Raw genomic sequence first — 12,796 nt, 5'->3', positions numbered from 1 at the left:
TTATATCGGAGTTTTAGAAACCAATATATCATTTAATAACCTTTTAACCCCTATGGAATATATTTATATGGAATTTACATCATTAATCGCAATCAGTCCGGTGGACGGGCGATATCGCCGGGTAACCGAAAAGCTGGCGGATTATTTTTCCGAAAGCGCTGTTATAAAGTACAGGCTTATGGTGGAGGTGGAATATTTTATCGCCCTGTGCGATCTGCCGCTGCCGCAGTTAGCGGATTTTGATCAGGGCATGACAGAATCCCTGCGCCAAATTTACAAAAATTTTACCATTGATGATGCTCAAAAGATTAAAAATATTGAAAAGATCACAAATCATGACGTCAAAGCGGTGGAATATTTTTTAAAGGAGAGATTTGACAGACTCGGGCTGGAACATTTTAAGGAATTTATCCATTTTGGACTTACCTCACAGGACATCAACAACACAGCCCTCCCCTGCTTCGTGCGAGATGCCTGGCAGGAAGTGCTTGAACCGGCGCTTGATGAAAATATTAACTTGCTTAAAAGCATGGCAAATAAATGGGAAGATGTGCCCATGCTGGCCCGAACACATGGACAGCCGGCATCACCCACGAGTCTTGGAAAGGAGTTTTACGTATTTGTCGAACGGCTTCTTAACCAGAAAAAATTAATAGCAACTATTCCGTTTTCAGGCAAGTTCGGTGGGGCAACGGGTAATTTTAATGCTCATCATGCGGCTTATCCGTATATTGATTGGATATCATTCGGGAATACGCTGGTTGAGCAGACCCTGGGTCTTGACAGGCTGAGAGTTACAACCCAAATAGAGCATTATGACAATCTTGCTGCTTTTTTTGATAACCTGAAGCGTATCAATACAATACTGCTCGATCTTGACCGGGATATCTGGGCATATATATCAATGGAGTATTTCAAGCAAAAAATAAAGGCAGGAGAGGTTGGATCCTCAGCCATGCCTCATAAGGTGAATCCTATCGATTTTGAGAATTCAGAGGGAAATTTAGGCATTGCAAACGCCGTTTTCGATCATCTTGCAATGAAACTGCCTGTGTCACGGCTCCAGAGGGATCTTACCGATTCCACAGTTACCAGGAATATCGGGGTCCCTTTTGGACATACTCTGATTGCTTTAAAGTCACTCTCCAAGGGTCTGAACAAGCTGATTTTAAACCGGGATGCGATAAAAAACGATCTTGAAAAAAACTGGGCCGTTATAGCAGAGGCAATCCAGACGATTTTAAGGCGGGAAGGATATCCAAAACCCTATGAAGCGCTCAAGGAGCTGACAAGAACCAACGCCGTCATTGACAAAGTGAGTATTTCCGAATTTATTGAATCTTTGAATGTTGCAGATGCCGTCAAGGAAGAATTGCGTAAAATAAGACCGGACAACTATACCGGCGTTTATGATTTTTAGAAAAACAGATTGAGATAAAAAAAAGGGTTCGAAATAATTCGAACCCTTTTCAATTTTAAAACAGGTCAAACTTTACAAAAAGCAGATTTGTTTAGAATAATCCACTTACTTTGCCTGTATCGGTGTCAACGTCGATTCTTCTAAAAGCCGGGTTGGAACCTGTACCAGGCATCAGGCTGATAGTTCCTGCACAGGGGCAGAGGAACTTGGCGCCGGAATAAATCAGAACGTCACGAATCGGGAGAGTCCAGCCCTTGGGAACGCCCTTGACCACCGGATCGTGTGTCAGGCTGAGATGTGTTTTAACCATCATGGTGGCATAATCGTCATATTTTGAGTCGCCTTCCAGCATCTTTGCCTTGGCTTCAGCTTCCGGTGACCAGGAAACTCCATCTGCTCCATAAACTTCCGTAGCAATCTTTTCAACGCGATCACGGAGTTTCATTTCAAGCGGATAGAGGAACTGGAAATCATTACCTTCCTCGCAGGCCTCAATTACCGCATCTGCGAATTCAAGAGCACCTTCACCGCCAAGCTCCCAGTGTCTGGACTCAGCGCAGCGGGCGCCGGCGGCCTCGGCTGCTTTTCTTACAACAGCAACTTCAGCGTCAGTATCCGTGTAAAAACGGTTGATACATACAACAGGATTGATGCCAGATTTGCGGATGGTTTTAATATGGTGAACCATATTTTCGCATCCTTGTTCAAGCAGGCCGATGTTTTCCTTGGTATATTCATCAGCCAAAGCTTTCCCTGCTACAACTTTGGGTCCGCCGCCGTGCATTTTCAGTGCCCTGATTGTGCTTGTAAGAACTGATACATGGGGTTTCAGACCGCTGAATCTGCATTTTACATTCCAGAATTTCTCAAAACCGATATCAGCCGCAAAACCACTTTCGGTTACATGGTAATCAAAAAGTTTCAGCCCGACGCGATCTGCAATAATAGATGATTGACCAACAGCGATGTTTGCAAAAGGACCGGCATGAACCATGCATGGCTGATATTCTGCGGTACACATAAGGGTCGGGTTAATGGTGTTGCGCATAAATGCGGTCATTGCGCCGCCGACCTCAAGGTCGCCGGTTGTTACAGGATTGCCGCTTTTGTCGAATGCAACCGTAATTTCATCCAGACGTTTTCTCAAATCAGCCAGATCCCTGATAACAGCCAGGATGGCCATACATTCGGAACCAACAGCAATACCGAACTTGGACTGCATTGTAAATCCGTCAAAACGACCGCCCATGCCGATTACTATATTTCTCAGGGACTGGGCGCAGAAATCTATGATCCAGCCCAACTCAACCCGGGTCGGATCAATATTGAGACGACGCATGCCGGTCAGTCTTTTAAGCTGCTCATCATTATAGTTGCGCTCGTGCTGCATACGGGATGTCATGGCAACCATGGCCAGATTGTGGGCATTCATGATATCATTGATGTCACCGGTCAGTCCGAGGGAAAATTCAGTCATGGGAATGAGAAGAGAATTTCCTCCTCCGGCTGCGGTACCTTTAACGTTCATTGTCGGGCCGCCTGAAGGCTGGCGAAGAGCGCCCCCGGCATTTTTGCCGCGCATTCCAAGACCTTCCATGAGGCCTAAAGAAGTTGTGCTTTTACCTTCTCCAAGTGGAGTAGGGGTAATAGCTGTAACTTCAATATATTTTCCGTCCGGTTTATCATTCAGGCGGTTCATAATTTTCAGGAAATCGAGTTTTGCCAGCCTGCCCATGGGAAGCATTTCTTCCTTTTCAAGACCTAACTTTTCCAACCATTCGTCCGGCATCGGCATGTTTTTTTCTGCTTCTTCAGAAATCTGCCAGTCAGCCATTTCTACTGCATTATAAGCCATTTACTCAATCCTCCTTAATCGTTTTTAATAAAAGTTTAACAACCCGATGAAACTTATTTTCTATTTTTTTGGCTCTGTTTTCAAATAATTTTACGTTCAAAATAAATTTTTTCATTAATAGCAAATATTATAACACTTGGCAAGCAATTTGTGAGATCATGGGATGCTTTAGTGCATGCTTCTATTTCATCATTTCTATTTCATCATCAAATGTGCAATTGCTTTCTCCAGGCCGTCGATGGTTAGCTCAAACATAGGGAAGATACCGTATATTACCGAAATTGTTTGCGTATAACCCCACATGCTTTGAGGCACAGGATTAAGCCATGCCGAATGAGGAAAACTTTCGGCAAGAAATTTTAAATGCCCAACACTCGGCTTGCCGCTTCGTTCAGTAACATAGATGGATCCGTCGGTGGCCATCAGTTCATACGGTGCCATGCTCGCGTCACCAATAAATATCAGACGCGTTTCAGGATCGATCCTGGCGAATTCTTCTACTTTTTTAGGCTTCCTGGTCCTGGGAGGATCTTCCCAGACAGTGCCGTAAATGGTATTATGAAAAAAAAAGGTTTTAACCTCCTTGAACTGGGTCCTTGCATAATCGAAAATAGTTTGAACCACTGCAATATAAGGATCCATCGACCATCCTCCATTGTCTATCAGCAAGATAATCTTGAGGCGGTCTTTCAGGCTCCTGGTAAATACTATATCTATATCCCCTCCATTTTTCATGGTTTGATAGAGGGTTTCGTCTATATCAATCTGATCTTTGGGACCGGCCGGCACCATATGCCTGAGTCTTTTCAAAGCCTCGCCCACCATCTCCTGGGTTAAGGGTCCGCTTAGCGAATAATCTTTGTATCTCCTTTCAAGAGCGACTTTGATAGCGGATTTATTTCTTGAGACACCGCCGACTCGCATGCCTCCGGGATGGTAGCCTGAATGCCCCACAGGAGAAGTGCCGCCTGTGCCGATCCACTTGTTTCCGCCGGCATGACGGCCGGTCTGCTCTTTTAATCTTTCCTTGAAGTATTCCAGCAGCTCTTCCGGCGTAAGCTTGCTTATTTCCGACTCGTCAATTCCAAGGGCATCCACCAGGATTTGGGGATCCTGGAGCCATTCGTCAAGCAGAGCCCTTGTCATCTCATCTAGTTCAATTGCATCCAAATCAGGCATTTCAGCGCCCTCAAAACAGTGCGCAAAGACCTGATCGAAAAGATCGAAATAGCGTTCGCTTTTGACCAGGATTGTTCTGGAGCAGGTGTAGACATCGTTGAGGGAATTAATCAGCCCGCTGTCAAGCGCCTTGTGAAGGGTCAAAAAAGATGTCGGGCTTACGGGAATTCCGGCTTCTTTTAATGTATAAAAAAATTTGATAAACATAACTGTCCCTACAGTCTGCGCCTGCTGGTAAGGTTAACAGCCCTTTCATAATCCTGACTTTTTTTAAAAAGCGTTCCCATATAAGGTATATCCCCTTTGACCAGTTGTTTGGGTTTAAAATCAGGGTCCATTCTCAAGGCTCTGATCCAGTTGAGTAGTTCCCTGGTGGCCGGTTTTTTTTCAATTGAATCGATTTCCCGGAGTTTGTAAAACGCAGCTACAGCATTCTCCATAAGGTTTGAATCAATATCAGAAAAATGAACCTTGATAATTTTGCGCATCATTTTGGGATCCGGAAATGCTATATGATGAAAATTGCACCTTCCCAGGAAAGGATCGGAAAGATCCTTTTTGGCATTGGATGTGATTATGAAAACAGGCCGCTGCCTGCTTTTGACAGTCTTGTCTATCTCCATTATATCAAATTCCATCTGATCAAGGACATCCAGCATGTCATCCTGAAAATCAGTATCGGCCTTGTCTATTTCATCGATCAAGAGGATTGTTCTAACATCAGCGACAAAGGCCTGACCTATTTTGCCCATCTTTATATACTCTTCGATATTGCTCACATCCCTCGTGGAATCACCGAAGCGGCTGTCATTCAGCCGGGTGAGGGTATCGTACTGATAAAGGGCTTCAACCAGCTTCATGCTCGATTTAACATTAAGCACAATCAGCGGCATTTCCAGGCTCTCTGCAATTGCATGGGCAAGCATGGTTTTGCCTGTGCCAGGCTCCCCTTTAAGCAGCAGGGGCATCTCAAGCGCCATGGAAATATTCACAATTTTGGCCAGTTCTTCATCCAGAACATATCTTGTCGCGCCTTTAAAATTTTCATCCGTGTTGTCGCTTTTCATAAAAAAACCTCAAATTTTATATTTTTCCTTTAATATATCTGAAACTTCTTTGGTCATTCGCAGTACTTTTTTTGCGTGCTCCAGGCTTAGGGAACCTGTTCCGCAGCTTGGCGTTATGAGTGACTGGGTTACAATTTTTGCCCTGCTGATTCCGAGTTTTTCCAGTTGAGAGACTTTTTCATCCCAATTGGCAACAATGGAATCGACATTCTCCTTTTCAATATCTTCCGCTCGCAAGGTCGGGATGATGCCCCAGGCCAGAATACGGCCGGAAGCAAGAAAATTTTTGATCTGTTCCGGATAGAGAAGAAATTTTTCAAAAAAGGAATAGGCATCAAAGCTCACAATATCGGCGGCCGATTCGAGTATCAGTGACCAGTCGGCGTTTGCGCAGACATGTACTCCGGCAAACCCGCCTTCAGCATGCACGGCTTCAATAACCTCTTCAAAACAGGCTGCGACTTCCTCCCGGGTAATACTGATAAAAGCAGATGAACCGAAACCTGTCAAACCGGGCTCATCAAAAAAAAGAATAACCGGACACCCAAATTCAGCCATCTTTTTTGCCTGCCAGCCTGCTTTTTGGGCAATCAATTTAACTGCCGCATCCCTGATCTGTTCATTATAGAAGATCGCCATTCCATTCTCGTCATTGACGCTGGCGCAGAAAGTAAAAGGCCCTGTGCTCTGCCCCTTTACTGCAACAGGAGGCTCGGAAAGTCGCTTTACCCGCTCCATGAATGTAAAAAAACCCCCGGCAACAGTTTCATCCAGCACAAAGCGTGACTTATCCCTATCAGCAGCGCCATCTGTAACAGCCATATATTCCTCATAGAATTGAAGCAGTTCCGTTTCAAAATTATCACCTGCCGAGTTTATGAAGGTTTTATCCTTTAAAGATGCAATGCCTGGCATTCCCGGCATAAACTGATCTATCATTCTTTCTTCCTTGTGTACAGGAAGCTGAACCCAAAGTGGAATTTGTGGTGTACATTCAAGAACAAGTTCTATCGCTTCGGAATGATCATCAACAGGAAGGCTCCCTATCAGCAAAGGAAGCAGATTGGCCTGGAATTTTTTCATGATTTTATCCTTATAAAGTTAAATTGGCTTACTGTTTTTACAAGAAGTCTCTTTACGAAAGGCTTGTTTTCAACTATCATAGATAATGTATATTTACAAGTAGAGTGCTGATCAATTGAAATAAATTTCAAGACATTTTACATGGATTATTAAAGCTGTATAATGAAAATACTTTTTATTTACCCTAATGAGGGATCGCAATTAGGTTTTAACTACGGGGTTGCGCATATTGCCGCCATACTTAAAAAAGCGGGCCACAAAGTGGAGTTGGTGCAATTCTCCGGGGAGATGGGCAATCTGCCTTCAAAAGATGAGTTTTGCAAGGAAATAAAGCAGTCTGCCCCTGATATTGTGGGCTTTTCCGTTGTAACCAACCAATGGCCATATGCAAAAAAACTTGCCGCATGGGTGCGGGACGCAACCGATGCTCCGATAGTTTGCGGCGGGATTCATGCCATGGCATCCGCCCGTGAGATCCTTCAAAGCGGTCTGTTTGACTACATTGTCCGCGGTGAGGCCGAGGAAGCTTTTCTTGAGTTTGTTGAAAAGTTTGCCGGAGCGGAAAATGTTCAAACAGTCAGGAACCTGGGCTTGATAAAAGACGGTGAAATCCTGATTAACCCGATGCGGCCATTACCGGATGTAAAAAAACTGCCTCCCAAAGATTATAATATATTCGATTTTCAAAAAATTATTGACGCCAAAAACGGGTGGGTTGGATTAATGGGCTCACGAGGATGCCCGTTCTCATGCACCTACTGTTTTAATCATCAGGTGGTAGCGCAATACAGAAAAGATCTGAATTGCAGCTTTAAGCAGTTAAACTACATAAGACATTTTGATGTGAAAGATGTGATCAATGAGATAAAATATCTTGTTAAAAATTATAAAAATATCAAAATGTTTATTTTTGACGACGACCTTTTCACTTTTTACAAGGATTATGTTAAAGATTTTTGTCGTGAATATAAAAAAACCAGTGATATCCCTTTTGTGGTAAATGCCCATGTGGGATTTTTTGATAAAGACCGGGCTCGTTTTTTGTCGGAGGCGAATTGTAAAATCGTAAAATTCGGGGTAGAAAGCGGAAGCGAAAGGATCAGGGAAAAAGTCCTGCACCGCCGCATGAAAAATGCGAAGATTATAAATGCAATTGAAACCGCTCACAGCTACGGATTACATACTTCGATTTTTTTGATGATCGGGCTTCCTGATGAAACCTATGATGATCTTATGGCAACCATAACGCTCATGAGCAAAACTGTTCCGGGGCGTTACAGGTGGTCTTTTTTTTATCCGTTTCCAGGAACCAAAGCCTATGATTTCAGTTTTAAGTTAAAAACCATAAATTCCGACAAAATGGCGAAAATGTCCAATTTTACCCAGGGGTCATGCCTTGACTTTGGTCATGAACATAATCTTTTGCTTAAAAAAGTGGGACTGCTTATGCCCTGGTTTGTGAATGCATACTCCAGCCTTCCGGTTGCAGATTTTTACAGAAACAAAATCGAAACAATTTTACAATACGATGCATCGAAGTGGGAAGCTGAATCTGAAAATTTATTCAATGAAGATAAGGCCTTATCGAATAATTTTGTAAAAAAGGGCTTGAGACACTACGCCATAAAATATAACCCGTTTATGGGTGTTATATCGGATTATTTTGTTTCAGAAAATTGAAAAAGATACTCGCCTCGACTTTTTCGGTTTCTATGCCGGGATACTCGCCATGAAAAGATATTTGTAAAAATATATTCTTAATAAGGGTGTTGAAAAGTAGGCTGCTGTCGCCTGATTAAGGTTCCCCATCAATATTTTGAATTTTATAATTTTGAACGGCCTCATCAATCGCTGAATAGAAACACTCCCGCAGAAATATATTTTGGTGAATTCGCCATTCAACATGCGGCATAAGTTATGAACATATTAATATTGAATTTTAACAGTAGGTTAACGATATATGGAAAAGTTATCAACATTTTATCAACAAGTTATGAATATTTTAAGCTAATATTATTATGCATTAAATCAATAAGTTAAACTACTTATGAACATTTTTATGGCGTATATAACCATATTTCATTTTTTTGTTGATATCAATAATGGCACACCTTAACAAAACATAAAATCTGTCCTTGACTTTGGGTCCACTTTACTTTAGCTGACAAAGCCCCTCTTAATTCTATACCCCTTAACTTTATTGGTGGGCGGTACTGGGTTTGAACCAGTGACTTCTACCGTGTGAAGGTAGCACTCTCCCGCTGAGTTAACCGCCCGGATCACAATCTAAAGTCGAGATACTGATTTTATGTAATAATTTTTAATGGCTCCGGCCTTTTGAGTCAAGAATTTTTATCCGGGACTTTATCCGAGTCTGGGGCGCGTTTTTCCTGTATCTCCTCGGGTACCGGCAAATCTTTTAAAGTCGCCAGATCAAAAACCTCAAGAAACTCTTTGGTGGTTCCGTATATTAAGGGCCTGCCTGGGATCTCTTTACGCCCTAAAACCCGGGCTAATTTTTTTTCAATTAGAATGCGCAGCAAGCCGCCGCAATCCACACCCCGGATATGTTCTATCTCGCTCCGTATAATCGGCTGCTTATATGCGATAATCGCCAGGGTTTCAAGAGCAGCTCTGCTTATGCTGGATGAATGGTTTTGCGCTAAACGTTTAACCCATTCAGTGTATTCGGGCCTTGTTCTAACCTGATATCCGCCGGCTACTGCACGTAAAAAAAAGCCTCCTTTACGTGCATCATATTCTTCTCCAAGAACTGAGAGCGCTTCTTTTATATCCCTGGCCCCGGTTTTTGGTATAATGCTTTTAAAACGATCTATTGAAAGCGGCTCCCCCGCGACAAACAACAGGCTCTCTACGATATTTTTTAAATCCTTTATCATAAAAGAAAAGAATAAAAGATGTTCCTTGTTACGACTGCGGCACGCTTTATTGATAACATATTCGAATAATTCCTGTTTGAAGATGCTGAATAATGGCAATCAAGCTTAGCTTGACCATTTCCAGGATTGCCAGAAAAGTAACTAGTATCCGCTGAATTTCGATAATAACATAGTATATCAGCATTGTTCATATATTAATCATAGAGAATTTTAATCTAAAATTTTAAGCTCATTTGTGGTATTTTAATTGAATTTTGGTAAAAAACGGCAAATTGTTAACACCTATAGACGCACCTCTCCTATCCGCATATTTTTTAAAATCAACTATTTTTGATAAAATCCTTGTTCGGCTTATGCCAGCCCGAGTTTCATCAGTTTTTTTTCTTCAATCTTTTCTCCCATTAGAAGCTGAATAAACTTTTTAAGATTATAAGCGGTTTGACAAAGCAATGACCATATACGGTCTCCTTCAAATCCTCTATAAAGACTGCATCCAAAACCTCTAATATTTTTTGCAATAGCTATGAAACCTTCTGTTGCTGAACGGGCTTTACAGCAAAAACTCTGTTTTTCTTCGGATACATCTTTTTTACGCCCCAAAAAAACGTTACTGATATTGTCTGCAATTTTAAAATTACCATTGCTTCTGTAACCAAGGTCGGTAATAATATTTTCCGGTTCGCCTTTCATCCGTTTTTTGAACTGTTCGAGTGTTCCAGCAAAAAGCGTTTTATCATTTGGATTACCGATAAAATTTTCAATGGTAATCATGAATCCTTCCCTATTGAAAGTCATTTCCATTGTTGTGCCGAATTCACACTTCGGATGCTCTTTTCCTTTTACAATCGGGCGGGCATCCGGTTCATCAATGGATACAATCCGGTTTTTTATCTGTTTTTTACCTTCGAGTTTTTCTAAGGTTTGTGCTTCAAGAATAGTAAGAATAGCAAACATATTGTCAGCTTTTATTTGTTTTTTCTTTGTGGTCTTTAATGATTCAACTTTTTTATCAAATATTTTTAGAGCAGGAATAAATAATATATTAAATTTGAGTAACCATTCCAAACGGTTTTGTTTTTTGTTCAAAAAAAATTCTCGCCATAATTTTTTTACTTCATTATTGTCCCACCACAAGGAGATTTGATGCAAAACGGCAAATTGTTTCATTTTGTCAAAAGCTTTAAAAATTAAATGTACATCATTTGGATAGATAACGTTATTTTTCAATACGCTTGAATCTATCATAGCATTATCACCCTGTATTATCCCAGCTTTGCGTAGAACCTCAAAAACTTCTTTTTCTATAATTTCAACACCTTCTTCACCTATACGTTTTCGAAATACACATATAGAACTCGGATCCAGGCATGTTTGCAATTCCTCATTTGTGATGTTACAAAAATATTGAATATAGTGGTTTTCTTTTATATGCTTAACCATTTGCCTATCACTTAATTGATAGTATTTTATACAAATCAAAATCGCTGTCATCATCCTGAGAGATTTTCCAAAAGCACCCTGACTGGTGTTATAAAATTTACACAACTTTGTAATCATTTTTTGCCATGGAATTATCCCACGGATAATAACCAATTCCTGAACTGGATTGGTTATATTTGCTTTCACCCATTCATCAGAAAGAACTTCTTCAAAAGTATTTTTTATCATCAGAATACCTCCTATCCTTTTTAGAGTGCTTAAAATACCATTTAGCTGCAATTTAAAAAATGGCATATACTGCTATGGATAGCAAAGCATTTCTTTCATAAAAAAGAAATTCAGCAGATACTAACTAGCACTTCGCTTTTATTATTACTTTCGCTAAATAGCTCGCCAAAAGGTATTGAATTCTGTTTTTCAGGAATTTCCATGATATCTGCAATTTTACGTTTTACGGATATACGCTCGGCGGTAAATTCGATCCTTTTCTCAGGGACTATCCTGGCGAATATTTTTCCGAAAGCATCTATAAGTTCAAAAAGACCAATTTGGATTGAATCATCGTCCCCATGAATCGGCAGCAGCATCCTTGATTTTATTTTGATAAGAGTAGCAGCCATAAGAAGAAACTCACCTGCGAAATCGATCTTCATCGATCTCATCAATTCCATATATTTAAGATATCGATCTGTTATTTTAGCTATTGGAATATTGTATATGTCCACCTCATTTTTTCTTATCAGGTAAACCAGAAGATCCATGGGCCCTTCAAAAACTTTATCGAGTCGCATCTTGTAAATATCTTCGGGCATTAAGGAAGATCCTGCATTTTTACGCCTGTATTTTTACGGCAGCCCTGACCTCGGCCATGGTCTGTTGGGCGACTCCCCTTGCTTTTTCAGTTCCGTCCGCAAAAATACTATCTACAAGATCGGGCTTTGACTTATAATACTCCCTTTTTTCATGGATCGGTTCTAAAAAAACGATCAGATTTTTTGCCATGATTTTTTTGCATTCTACACATCCTATACCGGCTTTTCGACATTCTTCGTTGATCGTGGCGATTGTATCAGGATCACTGTAGCGCTTATGAAAATCGAAAACATTACATATATCGGGATCACCTGGGTCGCTTTTACGCGCTCTATTCGGATCGGTTATCATTCCGGCAACTTTTTTTGCAACTTCATCCCCACTATCCGATAAATAGATGGCATTGTTATAACTTTTGCTCATTTTTCTGCGGTCTATCCCCAATATTTTCGGGGTTTCGGCAAGAATGGCTTTTGGCTCAGGAAAGACTTCACCGTAAAGATAGTTGAATCGTCTGGCGATTTCCCTTGTTATTTCCACATGGGGAACCTGATCCACACCTACCGGAACTCCATCAGCCTTATAAATGATAATGTCGGCAGCTTGAAGAACAGGATAGCCTAAAAAACCAAAGGTTGAGAGGTCCTTGTTGCTGAGCTGAACTATCTGATCCTTGTAAGTAGGGTTACGTTCCAGCCAGGGAACAGGGGTTATCATGGAAAGGATAAGAAAGAGTTCGGCATGTTCTTTAATTTTCGACTGAAGAAAGAGGCTGCTTTTTTCAGGTGCGAGACCAGCGCTGAGCCAGTCTATCATCATTTCTTCGGCATATTGTGAAATACTACCTGTCTCTTCATAGTCACTGGTAAGTGCATGCCAGTCGGCAATAAAGAAAAAGCATTCATATTCTTCCTGCATTTTTATCCAATTTGAAAGAGCCCCATGCAGATTTCCGAGATGCAGAGGCCCCGTCGGACGCATTCCGCTTAGTATACGTTTTTTTTTAGTCATCTAAAACTCCAGTATAACACCCGCATCA

At 41.3% G+C, this 12,796-nt stretch carries 10 protein-coding genes and 1 tRNA gene; 2 read left to right on the top strand and 9 right to left on the bottom strand.

Annotation, left to right across the window (positions count from 1 at the left end):
- The first annotated feature begins 67 nt into the window (after positions 1-67).
- Positions 68-1,420 (top strand): adenylosuccinate lyase, encoded by a 1,353-nt coding sequence (gene purB / locus BuS5_RS16255; RefSeq protein WP_027354107.1) that lies wholly within the window; start codon positions 68-70, stop codon positions 1,418-1,420.
- Positions 1,421-1,511: 91 nt separating this feature from the next.
- On the opposite strand, the gene BuS5_RS16250 is transcribed toward purB, so the two are convergent.
- The 4 genes from BuS5_RS16250 to BuS5_RS16235 all read right to left on the bottom strand — a co-directional run bounded on the left by BuS5_RS16250 (position 1,512) and on the right by BuS5_RS16235 (position 6,604).
- On the bottom strand, positions 1,512-3,275 hold the full coding sequence (locus BuS5_RS16250; RefSeq protein WP_027354108.1) for a formate--tetrahydrofolate ligase: 1,764 nt from the start codon (positions 3,273-3,275) through the stop codon (positions 1,512-1,514).
- A 195-nt stretch (positions 3,276-3,470) separates the two neighbouring features.
- On the bottom strand, positions 3,471-4,661 hold the full coding sequence (locus BuS5_RS16245; RefSeq protein WP_027354109.1) for a vWA domain-containing protein: 1,191 nt from the start codon (positions 4,659-4,661) through the stop codon (positions 3,471-3,473).
- 8 nt (positions 4,662-4,669) lie between these two features.
- Entirely contained in the window at positions 4,670-5,521 is an 852-nt protein-coding gene (locus BuS5_RS16240; protein ID WP_027354110.1) for an AAA family ATPase, read from the bottom strand.
- Positions 5,522-5,530: 9 nt separating this feature from the next.
- Entirely contained in the window at positions 5,531-6,604 is a 1,074-nt protein-coding gene (locus tag BuS5_RS16235) for a hypothetical protein (RefSeq protein WP_027354111.1), read from the bottom strand.
- Between the two features lie 162 nt (positions 6,605-6,766).
- On the opposite strand from BuS5_RS16235, the gene BuS5_RS16230 reads away from it, so the two are divergent.
- A complete protein-coding gene (locus BuS5_RS16230; RefSeq protein ID WP_027354112.1) occupies positions 6,767-8,284 on the top strand; it encodes a B12-binding domain-containing radical SAM protein in 1,518 nt (505 codons plus the stop codon).
- Positions 8,285-8,805: 521 nt separating this feature from the next.
- On the opposite strand, the gene BuS5_RS16225 is transcribed toward BuS5_RS16230, so the two are convergent.
- The 5 genes from BuS5_RS16225 to trpS all read right to left on the bottom strand — a co-directional run bounded on the left by BuS5_RS16225 (position 8,806) and on the right by trpS (position 12,768).
- Positions 8,806-8,880 (bottom strand) — tRNA-Val (locus BuS5_RS16225).
- 66 nt (positions 8,881-8,946) lie between these two features.
- Entirely contained in the window at positions 8,947-9,603 is a 657-nt protein-coding gene (scpB, locus tag BuS5_RS16220; RefSeq protein WP_198012261.1) for an SMC-Scp complex subunit ScpB, read from the bottom strand.
- A gap of 252 nt (positions 9,604-9,855) precedes the next feature.
- Positions 9,856-11,172, bottom strand: a complete 1,317-nt coding sequence (locus tag BuS5_RS16215; protein WP_274427662.1) for a transposase — start codon at positions 11,170-11,172, stop codon at positions 9,856-9,858.
- Positions 11,173-11,282: 110 nt separating this feature from the next.
- A complete protein-coding gene (locus tag BuS5_RS16210; protein WP_051374739.1) occupies positions 11,283-11,756 on the bottom strand; it encodes a segregation and condensation protein A in 474 nt (157 codons plus the stop codon).
- Positions 11,757-11,775: 19 nt separating this feature from the next.
- Positions 11,776-12,768, bottom strand: coding sequence for a tryptophan--tRNA ligase (gene trpS, locus BuS5_RS16205; protein ID WP_027353771.1), 993 nt, complete (start codon positions 12,766-12,768; stop codon positions 11,776-11,778).
- Positions 12,769-12,796: the final 28 nt, after the last annotated feature.

Source organism: Desulfosarcina sp. BuS5, from assembly GCF_028752835.1.
In the GTDB taxonomy this organism is placed as follows: domain Bacteria; phylum Desulfobacterota; class Desulfobacteria; order Desulfobacterales; family BuS5; genus BuS5.
The sequence above is the reverse complement of the archived record's forward strand: the minus strand, read 5'-3'. Positions and strand labels throughout refer to the sequence as shown.

Excerpts from the sequence above, each read along its gene's own strand:
- BuS5_RS16250 (WP_027354108.1), bottom strand. The coding sequence starts at position 3,275 with ATGGCTTATAATGCAGTAGAAATGGCTGACTGGCAGATTTCTGAAGAA.
- trpS (WP_027353771.1), bottom strand. The coding sequence starts at position 12,768 with ATGACTAAAAAAAAACGTATACTAAGCGGAATGCGTCCGACGGGGCCT.
- BuS5_RS16215 (WP_274427662.1), bottom strand. The coding sequence starts at position 11,172 with ATGATAAAAAATACTTTTGAAGAAGTTCTTTCTGATGAATGGGTGAAA.
- purB (WP_027354107.1), top strand. The coding sequence starts at position 68 with ATGGAATTTACATCATTAATCGCAATCAGTCCGGTGGACGGGCGATAT.
- BuS5_RS16235 (WP_027354111.1), bottom strand. The coding sequence starts at position 6,604 with ATGAAAAAATTCCAGGCCAATCTGCTTCCTTTGCTGATAGGGAGCCTT.
- BuS5_RS16240 (WP_027354110.1), bottom strand. The coding sequence starts at position 5,521 with ATGAAAAGCGACAACACGGATGAAAATTTTAAAGGCGCGACAAGATAT.
- BuS5_RS16245 (WP_027354109.1), bottom strand. The coding sequence starts at position 4,661 with ATGTTTATCAAATTTTTTTATACATTAAAAGAAGCCGGAATTCCCGTA.
- BuS5_RS16230 (WP_027354112.1), top strand. The coding sequence starts at position 6,767 with ATGAAAATACTTTTTATTTACCCTAATGAGGGATCGCAATTAGGTTTT.
- BuS5_RS16210 (WP_051374739.1), bottom strand. The coding sequence starts at position 11,756 with ATGCCCGAAGATATTTACAAGATGCGACTCGATAAAGTTTTTGAAGGG.